The sequence below is a fragment of the Pseudomonas sp. NBRC 111140 genome (assembly GCF_001320885.1).
Lineage (GTDB): Bacteria > Pseudomonadota > Gammaproteobacteria > Pseudomonadales > Pseudomonadaceae > Aquipseudomonas > Aquipseudomonas putida_P.
On record NZ_BCBQ01000010.1, the window covers coordinates 34,458 to 52,920 of the forward strand.

Below are 18,463 nucleotides of genomic sequence, written 5' to 3' on the forward strand. Positions count from 1 at the left end.
GGCGACCCACTGCGCGGAGCGCCTCTTGCACCGCTCCGATCAGACCGGAGCTGGCAGCGCCGGCTTTCGCGCGGCCTGCCACAGCAGCGGCACCAGGATCAGCGCCAGGGCCGGGAAGATCATCCAGTTGACCGCCTGCCAGCCCGAGCTGTGCAGGATCGATCCCGCGAGGAACGACACGGCCGCCGTGGCGGCGAAGACGAAGAAATCGTTCATGCCCTGCGCCTTGCTGCGCTCGGCCGGGGTGTGGCAATCGGTGACCATCGCCGTCGCGCCGATGAAGCTGAAGTTCCAGCCGATGCCCAGCAGCGCCAGCGAGCCCCAGAAGTGGGACAGGCCGAGCCCGCCCAGGGCCACCACCCCGGAGGCGGCGAGCAGCACCATGCCGACGGCGGTCACGCGCTCCTTGCCGTAGCGCACCATCAGTCGTCCTGTGAAAAAGCTCGGCCCGAACATCGCCAGCAGGTGCCACTGTATTCCTAGGGCGGCGTTGTCCACCGAATGCCCGTGGTTGACCATCGCCACCGGCGCGGCCGTCATCACGAACGCCATCACCCCATAGGACACCACGCCCGCAGCCACGGCCAGCAGATAGCGCGGCATCGCCAAGAGCTGCAGCACCGTCCGACCGCTATCGGCGACTGCTTCGGCCTGGGTCTGGCTCGGCGTGCGCAGCATCAGCAGGATCGGCAAGGCGATCAGCGGCAGCAGCGCCTGGCTGAGGAAGCTGCCAACGTAGGGCGTGCCCGCTACCGCATCGCGCGTGAAGATCACCAACTGCGGCCCGATGATGGCGCCCGCGAGACCGCCCACCATGACCCAGGAAATGGCCTTGGCCTTAAGCGCGTCCTCGGCGGTGACGGCGGCTGCGAAGCAGTAGCCCACAGCAGGAAATCGAACTATGAAACGAATAACCCCTTTCCTTCTGGTCGCAGTACTCGGGGGCACTGAAGCAGGCCAGCGTGTCTACTCATCGCGCATGAATTGCCTGACAACCTTTCAAATTTAGAGAAGATAAATTGAAGTTCTGACGGGAATTTCTCAGTAAAAGAATCCTATCTTTCTCGTCAACAGACTGAACGGCACCCCCTGAGTTTTTATGCATATATTCAAGATCGGCAAATTCTTTAATGATTCACCACAAAAAAGGCGGGAAGCCCATTGAGCGATCCCGCCATAGCAAAAAACTCAAACATGCTCACATCAGGAAACTTTACCCTGAAACGATCCCTTGAAATTTAAGCGCATAGTAATAATAAGATTTAGCCATTAGCCGAATCTTCCAAAGTTGGCGCACTGCTTGCTACGTTTTTAAGCGACTCCGCCATAGTGAAGTACGGAGACCACTGTTTTGCAAGTTGGTCAACCGTAAGTCCTGCGGAGATAATATAGGTTGCAGCTGCAATAACCTCTCCAGCAGATTCGCCTACCATATGAATACCCAGAATCCTTCCTGTCTCACGCTCGGATATCATCTTGATTATCCCTTTGTCGTGACGACTTACAATAGCACGTAGAACAAAGGAAACCGGAATTTCACGAACATCATAGGCAATTTGGGCCGCCTCAGCCTGCATAGGAGTCATGCCGACAGCAGCCATCTCGGGCGACGTGAAAATGACGCGGGGCAAGGCGGTGTAGTCTAGGGACCGAGGCTCGTTGCCCAGAGCATTGCTCGCGGCCACGGTCCCCTGCGCACTAGCGACATACACTAATTGAGCCATACCAGTGACATCGCCCGCTGCCCAGATGCGAGGATTTGAGGTTCGCAGATGTTCGTCCACAATTATTTCGCCTCGATCGCCCCTGGACACATTGACAGCATCCAAGTTGAGTCCTTCAGTTGCCGGACGGCGCCCCGTCGCTATGAGAATCTTATGGGCGAAAATTTGCTGAGTACGTCCTTCGGCGACGACAGTTGCAAGCACCCCGCTCTCGTGTGGTACGACGTTTGTCAGATTGGCGCCAGTATGGAACATGATGCCCTCCGCTGACAGCGCCTGCTCCAGTGCCGCAGAAATCGCGGGATCCTCGAACGGTGCAATTCGAGGAGCTATCTCGACCACTTCAACCTTGCTGCCCAGTCGAGCGAACAATTGACCTTGCTCCAGACCGATCGCATTGCCGCCGACGACCAGCATGGACTCAGGCACCTGCTCAAGGGACATGGCCGAGCCGGAAGTGAGAAAGTCCACCTCACTGAGGCCAGGAATGGAAGGAATGAATGGCGCTGCCCCACTGGCGATCAGTACCTGCTTGGCGTACACCAGGTTTGTGTTTCCGTCTGAGTCCGCGACGACGAGCGCTACGATATCTGGCTCATCTGACGCTACAAAGGTCGCCTTGCCGCGAAATACCGCAATACCTGCATCCTTGGGTGCTTGTACATGGAAAGACTGCCGGAAGTGCCCGATCATTTGATCTTTATCTCTGACAAGCAAAGACAAGTCGACAGGCCCGGCCGAGGTCGCTATACCTGGGAACTTCCCATGCGCAGCAGACATGCGAGCAGAAGCCGCCGCAAGCAACGTCTTTGAAGGAACGCATCCTACATTGAGACAGGTCCCTCCTGCCAACCCCTGTTCGATCATGGCGACTGTTTTGTCGAGCCTACGTGCTTCGTTCGCTGCGGCTCTAGCCGCCGAACCGGAACCTATCGTGACTAGATCATAGATGACGGAGGGCTGTTGTGCGGAAGCCGCTGTTGTCGTGTTCATAAAAGAAGCCTCAAGGAAATTGCAAAGAAAGAGACAGATCGGTCTCCTTGAGGGATTGTAGACAACCCTGTCTCCTTGTGTCAACATGTCGCGTATGAATCCTCACAACGATGAATAACATCATGGACAAAAAAGAACAGTTAGTCGCAACTGCCTTTAACCTTTTTTATAAGTACGGCATTCATGCTGTTGGCATCAATCGGGTACTTGAAGAGTCCGGCATTGCCAAGAAAACGCTATATAACCATTTCTCCAGCAAGGAAGATCTAATTGCTGCGACCGTCGAATATTGTGATCAGCAGTATTTCTCTTGGCTCGATTTGCGTTTGCACGAAGCGACGCCAGGTAGGGACGCCTTGTATGCCATGCTTGATGCTTTTGACGATCTGTTTCAGGGTCTCGATCAATCCAAGCCACTTTTCTTGGGTTGTTATTTCATTAATGTCAGCGCCGAATTCAGCAATCCGGATCATGATATACATAAGCTTTGCGCCCGAAACAAAGAGGCTATGCTGCGATGGATCACACACCACACTTCACTTGTCATAACGTCCAGAGAATCGATAGTTCAAATCTCTGAAACAATTGCTATGTTGCTTGAAGGGGCGATTATTCAGGCTCACGTTCTTGGAGATCTGCACGCTGCTCGCAAAGCCAAAGCCGTGGTTAAACTGCTTCTTGATAAATCTAACTAACTAACTAACTAACTAAATTCATCTGTCCATACAACTCTTTGACCATCAATAAAGGTGGAACGGCAAAGTAGCTTTCCGAAGTTTCAGCAGTGGAGACAAGTCGTGTAGTGCCGGAACGGGCCACTTATCGGCTTCCAGTCCTCGATCAATGCCCCAAGTCAAGTCAGTTGCAACCGTACCGCCCCTGCCACAGCAGCGGCACCAAGATCAGCGCCAAGGCCGGGAAGATCATCCAGTTGACCGCTTGCCAGCCCGAGCTGTGCAGGATCGACCCCGCGAGGAACGACACGGCCGCCGTGGCGGCGAAGACGAAGAAGTCGTTCATGCCCTGCGCCTTGCCCCGCTCGGCCGGGGTGTGGCAGTCGGTGACCATCGCCGTGGCGCCGATGAAACTCAAATTCCAGCCGATGCCCAACAGCGCCAGCGAGCCCCAGAAGTGGGACAGGCCGAGCCCGCCCAGGGCCACCACCCCGGAGGCGGCGAGCAGCACCATGCCGACGGCGGTCACGCGCTCCTTGCCGTAGCGCACCATCAGTCGCCCGGTGAAGAAGCTCGGCCCGAACATCGCCAGCAGGTGCCACTGTATTCCTAGGGCGGCGTTGTCCACCGAATGCCCGTGGTTGACCATCGCCACCGGCGCGGCCGTCATCACGAACGCCATCACCCCATAGGACACCACGCCCGCAGCCACGGCCAGCAGATAGCGCGGCATCGCCAAGAGCTGCAGCACCGTCCGACCGCTATCGGCGACTGCTTCGGCCTGGGTCTGGCTCGGCGTGCGCAGCATCAGCAGGATCGGCAAGGCGATCAGCGGCAGCAGCGCCTGGCTGAGGAAGCTGCCAACGTAGGGCGTGCCCGCTACCGCATCGCGCGTGAAGATCACCAACTGCGGCCCGATGATGGCGCCCGCGAGACCGCCCACCATGACCCAGGAAATGGCCTTGGCCTTAAGCGCGTCCTCGGCGGTGTCGGCGGCTGCGAAGCGGTAGCTCTGCACATACGCGCCGTAGAAGCCCGCCAGGAAGGTGCCGGCGCAGAAGATCCAGAACGAGGCCAGCATGATGCCCAACGCGGCGATCAGGCCCGAGGCCACGCCGAAGCCGACCCCCACCACGTATCCGTTGCGGCGGCCATGGTGCCGCATGATGAAGGCGGCAGGCAAGGTGCCGATGGCAAGACCCAGGCCGAACAGACTCACGGGCAAGGTGATCCAGGCCGAATTCTTGGCAAGCTGCTGGCCGACCAGCCCACCCAGCGACATCACGATGGGCGCGCTGGCGCCGCCGAGCGCCTGCGCGGCGGTGAGAACGCCGATGTTTCGGCGCGTGATGCTCTGGTCGGTCATGGGCGTCTTTCTTATTCGTTTGTCTGGCCGGAAATATTACACGCATGAATATATATTCAGTTATATGGACATGCGATGCTCACGAACCATCGCGAGCCGGTCCATCCTCGGAAGCCCCGGCGGAAGCAGCACCGTGCAGGGCCAATGCGAGCAGGTGCTCTTTCACCTGGATCAGTTGCTCCATGCGTTCCTCAACACAGGCGAGATGGCCTTGGACAGCCTGCCTTAGCAGCTCAGGTTCCAGGAACCCCTCATGTGCCCAACCCAGTAGGCGGCGCACGTCATCCAGGCCGATTCCCGAGGCACGGTAGTTGCGAATCAGGTGAAGCCGTTCGACATGGGCCGGGCCATAGCGCCGATAGTTGTTGCGTGACCGCTCCGGGGCTTGCAACAGGCCCTCCCGCTCGTAGAACCGAATGTTCTCCGGGGGGGTGCCCGTCAAGCGCGCAAGTTCACCGATCCTCATCCGGTTCTCCGTGCGCAACGATGGGGAACGCCGCCGTTGCGCATAGCCCTTATCCCGGCGACCGGGCGGATGGTTGCCCGGTGGCGCCCGATTGCACCGTGTGCTCAGTCCAGCCGCCACCCAGCGCCTTGTAGAGGTGGATGAGGTTGTTCAGCCGCGTCAGGCGCGTGCGCACCAGGGTCTGCTGCGCACCGTACTGTGTGCGTTGCGCATCGAGCAAGGTGAGGTTGTCGTCCACGCCTTCCTGGAAGCGTTGCTCGGCTAGTTGGTAGGCTTTCTGGCTAGCCGCTACCAGGAGCTGCTCCGAGCGGATCTGCTCATCAAGCGTGCGCTTGCCCGCCAAGCCGTCAGCCACCTCAGCAAAGGCCGCCTGGATAGACTTCTCGTAGTTGGCGATTTCGATCCTCTTTTGTACCTGTGCCACGTCCAGATTGGCTCGCAACGCGCCGCCGCGGAAGATGGGCAGCGTGATCTGCGGCAGGAAGCTCCAGGCCCGCGAGCCCGAATCGAACAGGCCGTCCAGCGAAGCGCTGGCCGTGCCCGCCGAGCCCGTGAGGCTAATCGTCGGGAAGAACGCGGCCCGCGCCGCGCCGATGTTGGCGTTGGCGCCGATCAGCATCTGCTCGGCGGCGCGGATGTCCGGCCGACGCGCGAGCAGTTCGGACGGCAGGCCGCTCGGCAGGTCGGTCGGCACGATGTCGTCCGGCAGCGCCACGGCCTCGTCAAGCTGCCGGGACAGCTCCGGCGTCAGCGGCTGGCCCAGCAGCAGCACCAGCGCGTTGCGGTCCTTGGCCGCCTGCCGCGTGTAGGCGGCGCGGTTGGCCTCGGCGGTGCGCAGCGCGATCTCCGCGCGGCGCAGGTCGAGCTGCGTGGAATTTCCCGCTTCCACCAGTTGGGTGGTCAGGTCATAGGAGCGCTTCTGTGTGGCGAGGGTGTCGCTCGTCAGGCGCAGCAGTTCCTGGTCGGCGCGCAGCGTGAGGTAGGCGCTGGCCACCTCGGACACCAGGCTCATCTGCGTGGCGATGCGGGTCTCGTCGAGGGCCAGGTAGGACGCCAGCGCCCGGTCGTTGAGGCTGCGGATGCGGCCCCACAGGTCCAGCTCCCAGGCGGCCGTCACCCCGGCCACGTCGTAGCGCCGGAGCACGTCGCTTTGCCCCGTGGTACTGAGGTCGGCCGGTACGCGCTCTGACGCGCCGCGGGCGGAAACGCCCAGGTTCGGCAGCATCTCGGCACGCTGGATACGGTACAGCGCCTGAGCCGCCTCCACGTTGAGCGCGGCTTTGTGCATGTCGCGGTTGTTCTCCAGCGAAATGCCGATCAACTGCTGCAGCAGCGGGTCGCGGAAGAAGTCCCGCCAACCGATCTCGGCCGTGATCGCGTCGTCGGGCGTCGCGGCCGCCAGTTCCACATAGGCCGCGCCCGAGGGATAGGCCGTGTCGATCGGCGCTGCGGGCCGGTCATACTTCGGTGCCATGGAGCAGCCAGCCAGCGCCGCCGCGAGGGCGAGCGGCGCCAGCGTCCTGGCGGGTCGTGTGAATGCGAAAGATGTTTTCATGTCGTATGTCCTCCTGGCCGTCATGCGTGCTGGTCGGTCATGCCGCCACGGGCATGGCGCGCTTCGCGGCGCAGCGCCAGCTTGCGCACCACAACGTAGAACACCGGCGTCAGCACCAGGCCGAATACCGTCACGCCCAGCATGCCGGCGAACACCGCGATGCCCATGGCGTGGCGCATCTCGGCGCCCGCACCGCTGGCCAGCACCAGCGGCACCACGCCAGCGATGAAGGCGAACGACGTCATCAAGATCGGGCGCAGCCGCAAGCGCGCGGCTTCGAGCACGGCTGCCAGCGGATCGGCCCCTTCGCTTTCCTTCGCGCGGGCGAACTCCACGATCAGGATCGCGTTCTTGGCAGCCAGGCCGACCAGCACCACGAAACCGATCTGCGTGAAGATGTTGTTGTCGCCCCCAGAGAGCCAGACGCCGGCGATCGCCGAGAGCAGCGCCATGGGTGCAATCAGCAGCACAGCGAACGGCAGCGACCAACTGTTGTACTGGGCCGCCAGGAACAGGAAGGCGAGCAGCACCGCCAGCGCGAAGATGTAGATCGCCGTGTTGCCAACCCGTTTTTCCTGGAAAGTCAGGTCCGTCCATTCGTAGGTCATACCGTCCGGCAGCGATTCGCTCACGATCTTCTCAATCGCGGCGGTGGCCTGGCCGGACGAGTAGCCCGGCGCTGGCCCGCCGCTGATGTCGGCCGAGGGAAAGCCGTTGTAATGCATCACCCGGTCGGGGCCGGAACTGCGCTCGATGGTCGCGATCGCGCTCAGCGGGATCATGTCGCCCGCTGCATTGCGCACCTTGAGCATGCCTATGTCCTCAGCCTGCATGCGGAACTGCGCATCGGCCTGGGCCATGACCCGGTAGGTGCGACCGAAGCGGTTGAAGTCGTTGACGTAGAGCGAGCCAAGGTTGACCTGCAGGGTGTCGAACACCTCGGTCAGCGATACGCCCTGCGACTTGGCCTTCACCCGGTCGATGTCCACCTGCAACTGCGGCGCATTGGTCTGGAAGCTGGCGAGCATGTTCGCCAGCTCGGGCGCCTGCATGGCCTTGCCCATGATCTGGCCCTGTGCCTGCGCAAGCGCCTCGGGACCCAGGCCCGCCCGGTCCTCGATCTGCAGCTTGAAGCCGCCCATCGAACCCAGGCCCGGCACCGGCGGCGGCGGGAAGATGCCAACGAAGCCGTCCGGGATCTGGCTGAACTTGCCCATGAGCTTGCCCTGGATGGCGAAGGCCGACAGCGACGGGTCCTTGCGCTCATCGAAGGGCTTGAGCATGGCGAACATCAGCGCGGTGTTCGGCTGGTTCACCGGTCCATTGACCGACAGGCCCGGGAAGGCCACCACGCTCTCGACGCCCGGCTCAGCCAGTGCGATCTTGGTCATCTCCTTGACGACCGCCTCGGTGCGATCCAGCGAGGCGCCGGTCGGAAGCTGGGCGATGCCCACGAGATAGTACTTGTCCTGGGCCGGCACGAAGCCCGCAGGCACCTTGTGGAAGCCCAGCCAGGTCAGGCCCAGGAAGCCGACGTAGAGCAGCAGCACGATGGCGCTGCCGCGCACCGCGCGGCGCACGCCCCCGACGTAGGAATTCGAGGCGCGATCGAAGAAGCGGTTGAAGCGGCGGAAGAAGCCGCCGAACACGCCGTCGATGATGCGCGTGAGACGATCGGGCTTGGCCGCGCCGTGGTGCGGCTTGAGCAGGATGGCGGCCAGCGCTGGCGACAGCGTAAGCGAGTTGATCGCCGACAGGATGGTCGAGAACGCGATGGTCAGCGCGAACTGGCGATAGAACTCGCCCTGCAGCCCCGACAGGAACGCCGAGGGGATGAAGACCGCTGCCAGCACCGAGGTGATGGCCAGGATCGGGCCAGTCACTTCATCCATCGCCTTGCGCGCCGCATCCTTGGGCGATTCGCCCAGCGCCATGTGGCGCTCCACGTTCTCCACCACCACGATGGCGTCATCCACCACGATGCCGATGGAGAGCACGAGGCCAAACAGCGACAGCGTGTTCAGCGAGAAGCCGAACATGTGCATCACCGCGAACGTGCCGACCAGCGAGACCGGCACGGCGATCAGTGGAATGATCGACGCGCGCCAAGATTGCAGGAACAGCACCACCACGATCACCACCAGGAGGATGGCCTCCAGCAGCGTGACGGCGACGGACTGGAGCGAGGCGCGCACGAAGACTGTGGGGTCGTAGGCGATCTTGTACTCGATGCCTTCGGGGAACTTGGCCTGCAGCCGCTCCATCGTCGCGCGCACCGCGCTGGACGTGTCCAGGGCATTGGAGCCGGGCGTCATCAGGATTTGCAGGCCGACCGCGTTCTCGCCGTCGAGCTGGCCGCGCATGGTGTAGTTGTCCGAGCCCAGTTCCAGGCGTGCGACGTCGCGCAGGCGGGTCACCTGGCCGTTGGCGCCGGCCTTGATCACGATGTCGCCGAACTGCTCTTCGGTGGTCAGGCGCCCCAGCGCATTGACGCTGACCTGGAAGGCGGCCGACGCATTCGGCTGCTGGCCGATCGAGCCGGCTGCGACCTGCACGTTCTGCTCGCGGATGGCGGCGACCACATCGCTGGCGGTCATGCCCCGCGATGCGACCTTCTCGGGGTCGAGCCAGACGCGCATTGCGTACTCGCCTTCACCGCCGATGATCACGTTGGCGATGCCCGGCAGGCGCGCCAGTTCGTCGCGCACGTTGAGCATCGCGTAGTTGGACACGTACAGCGGGTCGTAGCGGTCCCCCGGCGAGAGCATATGCACCACCATGAGAATATCGGGCGCGGTCTTGTCGGTGACCACGCCGATGCGCTGGACCTCGGGCGGCAACCGGGGCAGCGCGCGTGAGACGCGGTTCTGCACCTGGATCTGCGCGACGTCGGGGTCGATGTGCTGCTCGAACGAGATGGTCAGCACCATCCGCCCGTCCGTGGACATCTGGGACTGCATGTACATCATGCCTTCCACGCCGTTGACCGCCTGCTCCAGCGGCGATGCCACGGTGTCGGCGATCACCTGCGGGTTGGCGCCGGGATAGCTGGCGGTGACCTGCACCGTCGGCGGCGTGACCTGGGGGTACTCGCTCAGGGGGAGCTGGAAATAGCTGATCGCGCCCGCGATCAGCATCAGCACCGACAGGACGATGGCGAAGATCGGCCGGTTGATGAAGAAGCGGGGGAAATTCATTTGCGGGCCTCCGCCGAGCCGGCCGCGCCGTCAGCCTTGGCGGGGTCCGCGCCACCGGCCTTGGCAGGCGCCGCAGCGGGAGCCGGAGCGTTTGCCGCAGCCTTGGTCGCGCCGGTCGCGCCGGCGGCCGGTGCCGCGGGCGCCTGCATGGGCACCATGCGCGGCGTGACCGCCATGCCGGGGCGCACGAGGCCCTTGATGATGATCTTCTCACCGGCCTGCAGGCCGCCGTTGATGACGCGCAGCCCGTCCACCACCGGCCCCAGTTCGATGGGCCGGTACTGGGCCTGGTTGTTCTCGCCCACGACCAGCACGTAGTTGCGCCCTTGGTCGGTGCCCACGGCCTGATCGTCGATCAGGACGGCCTCGCGCGCCGCGCCGCGCCGGTGGACAGCTTGGCCCGGGCGAACATGCCGGGTGCCATGCGCCCATCCGGGTTGGGCACAACGGCGCGCGCGCGGATCGTGCCGGTGCTTCGGTCAATGGTGTTGCCCACGAAGTCGAGCGCGCCCCTGTGCGGGAAACCCTTGTCCGTGGTCAGCCCGACCTGCACGGGCAGCGAAGCCTTGCTACCGGCGCCCGCAGCGGGCCGCGAGCGGCTGACGACGTTGAGATAGGTGGCCTCATCAATGTCGAAGTACACGTGCAACGGGTCGATGGATACGATCGTGGTCAGCAGCGTGGCCGCGCCGGCGCCGCCACCGCTGACCAAGTTGCCCTCGGTCACGAGCACGCGGTCGACGCGCCCGGCGATGGGCGCAGTGACGCGGGCGTAGGACAGGTCCAGCTGAGCCGCAGCAACGGCGGCCTTAGCCGCCTGCACCTGAGCCTGGCGCGCGTTGCGTGCGGAGGCGGCATCGTCATAGGTCTTGCGCGCGACGGCGCCGGTCGCCACCAGGCGCTCGGCGCGGTCAAAGTCGGCCTGGGCCTGGCTGGCCAGCACCTCGGCCTGACGCAGTTGCGCCACGGCCGTGTCGAGCGCAACCTGGAACGGCCTCGGGTCGATCTGGAACAGCAGTTGGCCCTTGCGCACGAGGCTACCTTCGGGAACGCTCACCGCATCGACGGCGCCGCCGACCCGCGAGCGCAGCTCGACGGTCTTGGGCGCGGCCAGGAAGCCGGTGTACTCGGCCGATGGCGCGACCGTGCGGGTAATGACCTCGGCCACGGGCACCTGCGGCGCCATCGGCGCGCCCGCCGGGGGCGCCGCGGCCTTGCCCTCGTCCTTGGCGTCGCGGGCAGCGATCGCTATCCCCCCCGACGGCTGCGATGACGCCTGCCACCACAATGATTCTGATTTTTTTACGCATGGAAGTGACCCTTTCTTGGATGCAGGACTCCGGCCCTTCCGAAGCGCTCTGCAGACATTTGTGTGGAGGCTAGGCGTTACAACGACGGCAAGGTCAAGCCCTCTTGTTGCCTCAGCGGGCAGACGGCACGGACAAGGTGGTGGGACGCCCGGCGTCGTCGCCGTGGTTGGCCTCCGGCGCGCCCTTGAAGCGCAGCAGGCGCAGTGCGTTCAGCGTGACCAGGGCCGTGGCGCCGGTGTCGGCCAGCACGGCAACCCACAAGCCGGTGATACCCAACACGGTGGTGACCAGGAACAAGCCCTTGAGGCCAATGGCGAATACGACGTTTTGGTGAATGTTGGCCATCGTCGCCCGCGACAGGGCCACCAGGTGGGCCACGTCCGTGACGCGGCTCTTGAGCAGCGCGGCATCGGCGGTTTCCAGCGCCACGTCCGTGCCGCCGCCCATGGCGATACCCACGTCGGCGGTCGCCAGGGCCGGCGCGTCGTTGATGCCGTCGCCGACCATCGCCACCTTGGCATCACGCTTCATCTCGTTGACCAAGCGCAGCTTGTCCTGCGGCAGCAGCTCGGCCTCCCACTCGATGCCCAGCTTGCCGGCGATCGCCTGCGCGGTGCGGCGGTTGTCGCCGGTCAGCATGACCGAGCGCACGCCCATGGCGTTGAGCTGGGCCACGCCTTCGCGCGCGTCGCGGCGGGGCTCGTCGCGCAGGGCCAGCAGGCCCAGAACGTTCTTGCTGGCTTCGTCGAACAGGACCACCACGGTCTTGCCGCCATCCTCCAGCTTGTCGATTTCCCTGCGGTGCGCGGCTGTCAGCGTGGCCGTCTGTTCCGCATGGGCGGGCGATCCGACAGCGAGCGCACTGCCGTTCACGGTGGCGCGCACCGCCTTGCCGGCAATGGCCGATGCGCCCGTGGCCTGGGGAATCGCCACGTCCAGGCTCTTGGCATGGGCGACAATGGCCTTCGCCAAGGGATGGTTTGAGCCGGACTCGACAGCGGCGGCAAGCGCAAGGACCTGTTGATGCTTGAACAGCCCGAAGGGCAGGACCTCGGTGATGCGCGGCTTGCCCTCGGTCAGCGTGCCAGTCTTGTCGAAGGCAATGGCGCGCACGCGGCCGATGGTTTCCAACGCGTTGCCACCCTTGATCAGCAGGCCCCGTCGCGTGGCCACCGCAAGGCCCGAGGCGATGGCCGCCGGTGTGGAGAGCACCAGCGCACATGGGCAGGCAATCAACAGCAGTGCGAGGCCGCGGTACAGCCAGGTACCCCAGTCGCCACCCATGGCAAGTGGCGGAACCACCACGATCAACGCCGCGATGGCCATGACGGCAGGGGTGTAGTAGCGGCTGAACTTTTCGATGAAGCGAGCCGTGGGCGCCTTGGAGGACTGCGCCTGCTCCACCAGTTGGATGATGCGAGAAATGGTGTTGTCCGATGCCGTCTTCTCGACTTGTACTTCGAGCACGCCATCGACGTTGATGGAGCCGGCGAACACGTCGGCACCGATAGCCTTTTGACGCGGTACGGACTCGCCGGTGATAGGCGACTCGTCCAGGCTGCTTTCACCGCGGAGGATCTTGCCGTCCGCAGGCACCCGGTCACCAGGGCGCACCAGCACGCGGTCGCTCACGCGCAGGGAAGCGGCGGGCACTTCGCGCTGCCCGCCCGCGGCATCGAGCAGTACCGCCGTCTTAGGCACCAGGGAGGCCAGCGCCTTGATGCCGGCGCGCGCGCGGCCGGCGGCCACGCTTTCCAGCAGCTCGCCGATCGCGAACAGGAACACCACGGCAGCAGCTTCCTCGGCCTCGCCTATCACGAGCGCGCCCAGCGAGGCGACGACCATCAGCGTTTCGATAGAGAACGGCGAGCCTGACACAGCCAGCGCGAAGGCTTTGCGAGCGAACGGCAGCACGCCCGCGATCACCGCAGCGGCGAAGATCCATTCAGCGTAGCCAGGAACGAACTGCGCGATCGCGTAGGCCGAGCCCATCAGGCCGCCCAGGCCCAGCACGTGCTTGCCTTTCTTCGTCTGCCACCAGCGCTGATGGCGCGCCGTCGATGCTGCTGCTGGGGCCGCGGGTGCTGAGCCATCATGGCGGCGCACGTCGGAGACGCCGAAGCCCAGGCTCTTGATGGTCTTCTCGATGTGGCCGAGCTGCGTGGGGCCGCCAGACGCGAGCGTCAATTCCAGCGTTTCTGCGGTGAAGTTTATGCGGGCATCGGACACGCCATCCATGCGAGCGAGCGCCGTTTCGATCTTGCCGACGCAACTGGCGCAGTCCATGCCCTCGACGCGCATGGACACGTTGGGGGGCGTGCTGGGTGCTCCACGGGAGGCAGAGGCCGGCGCATGGTCATGCCCGCTGCAGGCCCCGTGATCGTGACCGTGGTCATGGGCATGGGCATGGCCGTGAGCATGGCCATGCCCATGGTCATCACCGCACGCTTTGCCGTGCGAATGATCGTGCCCGTGGTCGTGGGCATGCCCATGGTCATGGTGGCCGCCGCAGCCGGCGTGGTCATGCGCGTGGGCCGCATGGCACGGTGCAGGTGCTGCGGACATTTCGGACGCGGGCAGTGCCTGCACGTCGAAGCCCAGGGACCGGATTTTCTTGGCAATGTCGCGTGCAGTATTTCGGCTACTTGTGCTGCGCGTCAACGTCAGCGTCTCATTTGTAAAATTAACCTGTACATTTGATACGCCATCAATTCGACCAAGCGCTGTTTCAATCTTGCCGACGCAACTGGCGCAATCCATACCTTCGACCCGAAAGCCCAGTTGTTCGTCCTGCGCTCCTGTGCCGTCCAATGTTTCCAAAGACATATCAATCTCCTGGTTCTCTGAGTAATCGCCGTGGCAGGACGCACAAATCAGCGATCGGAATGTTATGCAAACAAATGAACACTTGTTTGTATGTTTATTCAAAAAAAAGAAAGAATCTCTTTCTGGCTGAACCATCCGACCGCTGCTTTATGCAGCTGCCATTAAGTCATTTTTTGTTGCGCAGCATCTGGTAGGTTTCAAATGCGGTGCGGTAGGCATCACTATAGGTATCAGGCGTCTGCTCACCAGCCCAGAATCCAGCCATTCCCGCAACCTGCCAATCTGCCAAATCACTCTTTACTTGAGCACGAGTCAATGCCACCGGAGCCTTGTAAGCCGCAACCAGCTTGAGCTGGAGATAGCTCTCGTAGGCTTGTTGGTAGGCTTGGGTGTGCGAAGCGGTGGTGATTCCGCGCGAGGTGAACGCGTGCATGCCGGAGATTTTCCACAGTTCCAAATCAGCCATCACTTCAGCACGAGTCTTTCCTGCTGAGGGCGCCTGATACATATCACCTTGGGTCAATTGCAAGTAGCGCTGAAAGGCAGCCTGGTATTGAGGGCTGAACGTATCCGGGCCGCTTTCGCCGCGAGACAACGCTTCCAACCCAGATTGCCTCCAAGCAGCCAGATCCTCCTGGACCTGTTGCCGTGTCATATCTGCGGCGAACGGTTGAGCGTTTACTCCAGCAGCAAAAAGTGCGGAAAGCAGAACAGCAAAGCGAATTTTCTTGGACATGGTCAATACTCCTTGACGTTAAAAATAATGGCGTGGTCCTTACGCCTTTCGGATACCCCGTAGACAAATAATAACACACATGAAGATATGTTCAAGTGTTTATTTTTAGAGTGCTTTTTGCTTGGGGTCTTCTAGGCATTCAGCAAGGCGCGCCGGTGTCTCTCTAGATTAATAGCCAAAAAAAGCCTACCCCTTGAAGGCGTAGGCCGGCGCGCACTCACATGTTCAGTCAATCGTCGTGTCTGTCCTCCGAAATGTGAACCGCCATGTCCTGGAGTACCTGGCTGACGTGCTGGTCGGCAATGCCGTAGAAGATGTGCTTGGCTTGGCGCTCGCCGCGCACGAGGCGCGCGCCGCGCAACAGGCGCAGGTGATGGCTGACCAAGGACTGCGACAGGTCTAGCGAGCCAGCAATGTCGCCCACTGCGACCGATCCGCGCATGCACTGCAACAGGATTTTCAATCGCGATTGGTCGCCCAGCAGGCGGAAGGTCTCTGCCAGAACAGCGACGTCACTTTGCGATAGTGCGAGGACATCAGTGGTCGTGCCGTGGTTAGAGGTCGAACATTGCACAATAGCGGCGCTGGTGGTTTTGCGGGATGTCATGGATTCAAACCCTCAAGTGAACTGCGAACCGTCTAGCACGGCCTCAATGCTTGTGACCGGGAGCGGAGTGGTCATGGTCATGATTGTGCTCACTGTGGTCGTGGCCGCTGTGGTCCTGACGGCCTGTCGTGGGTTGCAGGCTGCAGATGTTCTCGTCAGCCTCCGAGTTCCAGTCGATTCCGACTGTGGCGTGTTCGATGCTGAACTGCTCTCGCAGCACCGCCTCGACGCGCTTGACCACAGCTCGCGCCTCCTCGTCCACGTTGGGTCGAACGTGTAGCGTGGCCATCGTGCGACCGGAAGTGAGTTGCCACACGTGAACATGGCTGACAGCCGCCAGGCCGGGCACAGTGCTCATCAGGCCTTGTTCCACCTTTTCCGGCGAAGCGTCCTCTGGCGCACCCTCCAACAGGATATGGATCGACTTGGCCAGGAGCTTCCAGGCGCTGCGCAGAATCAACGCCGCTACTAGAACCGACAGGATGGGGTCGATCGGAGTCCAGCCGGTGAAGTAGATGACGATCGCTGCAACGATGGCGCCGACAGAGCCGAGCAGGTCACCCATCACGTGGAGGATGGCACCTTTCACATTGACGTGATCGGTTTCGCCGCGGGTCATGATCCACAGCACGAGGACGTTGATCAGTAAGCCGAGCACGGCGACGATCATCATCGGGCCGGCGAGGATGACGGGCGGCGCCTGCAGCCGCTCCCACGCCTCGTAGGCGATCCATGCGACGATCGCGAACAGGGTCACGGCGTTCAGGAAGCCGGCGATGACCTCGAAGCGCAGGTAACCGAATGTGCGTTTGCTGTCGGCTGCGCGGCGACCGAATCGGAAGGCAGCGTAAGCCAGGGCAAGTGCCACGGCGTCGGTCAGCATGTGGCCAGCATCGGCAAGTAGGGCTAGCGAGCCCGACAGCACGCCGCCGACAGCTTCCACGAGCATGAAGCCGAAGATCAGGAAGAAGGAAACCAGAACCTTGCGCTCGTTGGCGCTCGTCACTGTGGGGGTGTGGTCGTGATCATGGTCGTGACCATGGTCATGTGCATTGGATTGGGACATGGGCGCCTCTGCTGGTTGAGTGTTTGACTATGGCGAAATATAACACATGAATATGTGTTCATGTGATATATTTTCGCTCACCCTTCTCAGCCTCCGAAGCCATGCGTTGTGATGCCGCAACGAGAAAATGTGCCTATCCTTTCGGCCAGATACGGTGCAGGTCATCCAGAATCAGCTGGTGATGGTGCCTGCCTTGGTCTGCGTGTGTGCGTAAATGAGGGTGATCCGGCGGCAAGCTGGGGTGGTCATGCGCCACGTCAGAAGGGTCGCTGGCCGGCCACAGCCAGAGCGTCAGCGCCACGCCGGCCAAGCCGACCAGGGACATGACAATGAAGGTCGATGGCAAGCCCATGACCGCGCCGAAGCGGCCGGCAAGTGGGTAGCAGATGAGCCAACAGGCGTGCGACAGCGCGAAGTGTGCCGCGAAGATCGCAGGACGGTCCTCGGCATGGGCCGAGCGGCGCAGAAGACGGCCGGATGGCGTTTGCGCCACGCTGTAGCCAAAGCCGATGATCAACCACAGCGGCAGCAACAATGCATAGCTCGGCAGCAGTGCGCCGATCCCCGTGCCCACGACCAGTACGGTAGCGCCGGTGAGCATCGCGGTTCGGTCGGCCACCTTTTCCAGTAAGGATGGCAGAACGAAGGCTGCCACCATCGAACCGCCTCCGAATGCCGCCAGTGCCGACGCCACTTCGACCTCGCCTAGGCCAAAGCGCGCCTTCACGAGAACCACCGTGTTCACGATCACCATGGCGCCCGCCGCCGAGACGGCCAAGCTGATCGCCAGCAGGCCCCGCAGGCGTGGCGTAGCGAGATAGATGCGTGTGCCGCGGGTCGTGCGATCCCAAATGCCGCGGCGCGGTCCGGGAATAGTTGTGGGCAACCGCACGCTGACCACGAGCGCGGCTGAAACGAGGAAACCGAGCACTGTTCCCGCGAACAGGTTGTGAAAGCTGATGACGGTCAGCAGCGCAGCAGCCAGCATCGGGGAAATCAGGCTTTCCAGGTCATAGGCCAGCCGGGACAGCGACAGCGCCTTCGTGTAGTCCTCTTCATCGGGAAGGATGTCCGGGATAGTGGCTTGGAAAGTCGGCGTGAAGCCGGCGGATGCCGCTTGCAGGACAAAGATCAGCAGATAGATCTGCCAGACCTCGGTGACAAAGGGCAAACAGATCGCGACAACCGCTCGTACCAGGTCCAGCGCTACGAGCAATGACCGTCGCGGGAACTGGTCGGCGAAGGCCTGTGCGACTGGAGCGACTCCCACATAGGCCAGCATCTTGATAGCCAGCGCCGACCCGAGCACCGCACCTGCATCGGCCCCGGCCAGCTCGTAGGCAAGTAGGCCGAGCGCTACCGTCATCAGGCCTGTGCCGACGAGTGCGATCACCTGCGCGGTGAACAGGTGGCGGTAGGTGCGGTTCTTTAGGACGGAGAGCATCGAGAGACCTCAGAGCAGTCTGGTTAGCGCCTTCATTTCGGCTAGAACGGAGTCCTCATCATGAGATAGGCAGTGGTCGATGTGGTCATGGATCAGGACGCGCTTGGCCGCTGTGACGGCGCTCTCCACCGCAGCGAGCTGGCGAGCGATGTCCAGGCAGGTTTCTTCTCCTTCGATCATCCCGATGACGTGTCGCAGATGACCCTCGGCGCGCTTGAGCCGTTTCACGAGATCTGGGTGGCTGGTGTGCTTGTGCATCTCTTTCATGCAGCAATCATATCCCCCCCCGGGGGATATGCTCAAGGAGTCTGCATAGCTGTTTGCGCAGTGGATTAGCCCCACCTCGCCTCTCGATGTCTTGCGCCCGACGCCCTCTCTAAGGCGATTGGTGCTCAAAGGATGTAAGGTTTTCTTTCCCATTCATATGAATAGATATACAATTGTTCATATCTAAGCCAGTGAACAGTGGCTTTTCAACGACAAGCACTTGCTCGGAAAG

The 18,463-nt window shown here is 62.5% G+C and carries 15 protein-coding genes; 1 reads left to right on the plus strand and 14 read right to left on the minus strand.

Going from position 1 to position 18,463, the window contains the following annotated elements; translation table 11 throughout:
- Positions 1–39 precede the first annotated feature (39 nt).
- Positions 40–885, minus strand: coding sequence for an MFS transporter (locus tag APH42_RS05340; protein ID WP_024082530.1), 846 nt, complete (start codon positions 883–885; stop codon positions 40–42).
- A 377-nt stretch (positions 886–1,262) separates the two neighbouring features.
- Positions 1,263–2,717: a mercury(II) reductase gene (gene merA, locus APH42_RS05345; protein ID WP_003821139.1), complete on the minus strand. Its 1,455-nt coding sequence runs from the start codon at positions 2,715–2,717 to the stop codon at positions 1,263–1,265.
- Between the two features lie 122 nt (positions 2,718–2,839).
- Between merA and APH42_RS05350 the strand changes: the two genes are divergently transcribed.
- Positions 2,840–3,412 carry a TetR/AcrR family transcriptional regulator gene (locus tag APH42_RS05350; protein ID WP_017638772.1) on the plus strand — a complete coding sequence of 191 codons (573 nt, stop codon included), beginning with the start codon at positions 2,840–2,842 and terminating at the stop codon, positions 3,410–3,412.
- Positions 3,413–3,575: 163 nt separating this feature from the next.
- On the opposite strand, the gene APH42_RS05355 is transcribed toward APH42_RS05350, so the two are convergent.
- From APH42_RS05355 to APH42_RS05410, 12 genes are all read right to left on the minus strand, one after another.
- Complete coding sequence (locus tag APH42_RS05355) at positions 3,576–4,757, minus strand: MFS transporter (RefSeq protein WP_012614063.1); 1,182 nt, start codon at positions 4,755–4,757, stop codon at positions 3,576–3,578.
- Positions 4,758–4,836: 79 nt separating this feature from the next.
- A complete protein-coding gene (locus APH42_RS05360; protein ID WP_015912830.1) occupies positions 4,837–5,223 on the minus strand; it encodes a MerR family transcriptional regulator in 387 nt (128 codons plus the stop codon).
- A gap of 49 nt (positions 5,224–5,272) precedes the next feature.
- A complete protein-coding gene (locus tag APH42_RS05365) occupies positions 5,273–6,778 on the minus strand; it encodes an efflux transporter outer membrane subunit (RefSeq protein ID WP_003821143.1) in 1,506 nt (501 codons plus the stop codon).
- A gap of 20 nt (positions 6,779–6,798) precedes the next feature.
- Positions 6,799–9,975 carry an efflux RND transporter permease subunit gene (locus tag APH42_RS05370; protein ID WP_012614062.1) on the minus strand — a complete coding sequence of 1,059 codons (3,177 nt, stop codon included), beginning with the start codon at positions 9,973–9,975 and terminating at the stop codon, positions 6,799–6,801.
- Positions 9,972–10,316, minus strand: a complete 345-nt coding sequence (locus tag APH42_RS30670; RefSeq protein ID WP_305728944.1) for a hypothetical protein — start codon at positions 10,314–10,316, stop codon at positions 9,972–9,974. Before APH42_RS30670 ends, APH42_RS05370 begins: the two co-directional genes overlap by 4 nt.
- 14 nt (positions 10,317–10,330) lie before the next feature.
- Positions 10,331–11,161, minus strand: coding sequence for an efflux RND transporter periplasmic adaptor subunit (locus APH42_RS30675; RefSeq protein ID WP_305728945.1), 831 nt, complete (start codon positions 11,159–11,161; stop codon positions 10,331–10,333).
- A 235-nt stretch (positions 11,162–11,396) separates the two neighbouring features.
- The gene (locus tag APH42_RS05380; protein WP_012614060.1) at positions 11,397–14,111 is read right to left on the minus strand and encodes a heavy metal translocating P-type ATPase; all 2,715 of its coding nucleotides are present in this window, start codon (positions 14,109–14,111) and stop codon (positions 11,397–11,399) included.
- A gap of 166 nt (positions 14,112–14,277) precedes the next feature.
- Positions 14,278–14,847, minus strand: coding sequence for a DUF4148 domain-containing protein (locus tag APH42_RS05390; RefSeq protein WP_034018378.1), 570 nt, complete (start codon positions 14,845–14,847; stop codon positions 14,278–14,280).
- A 229-nt stretch (positions 14,848–15,076) separates the two neighbouring features.
- Positions 15,077–15,454: a helix-turn-helix transcriptional regulator gene (locus APH42_RS05395; protein ID WP_003821152.1), complete on the minus strand. Its 378-nt coding sequence runs from the start codon at positions 15,452–15,454 to the stop codon at positions 15,077–15,079.
- Between the two features lie 43 nt (positions 15,455–15,497).
- Positions 15,498–16,520 (minus strand): cation diffusion facilitator family transporter, encoded by a 1,023-nt coding sequence (locus tag APH42_RS05400; protein ID WP_003821153.1) that lies wholly within the window; start codon positions 16,518–16,520, stop codon positions 15,498–15,500.
- A gap of 133 nt (positions 16,521–16,653) precedes the next feature.
- The gene (locus APH42_RS05405) at positions 16,654–17,964 is read right to left on the minus strand and encodes an MFS transporter (RefSeq protein WP_003821155.1); all 1,311 of its coding nucleotides are present in this window, start codon (positions 17,962–17,964) and stop codon (positions 16,654–16,656) included.
- 9 nt (positions 17,965–17,973) lie between these two features.
- Positions 17,974–18,231, minus strand: a complete 258-nt coding sequence (locus APH42_RS05410; protein WP_003821156.1) for a metal-sensing transcriptional repressor — start codon at positions 18,229–18,231, stop codon at positions 17,974–17,976.
- Between the last annotated feature and the right edge of the window lie 232 nt (positions 18,232–18,463).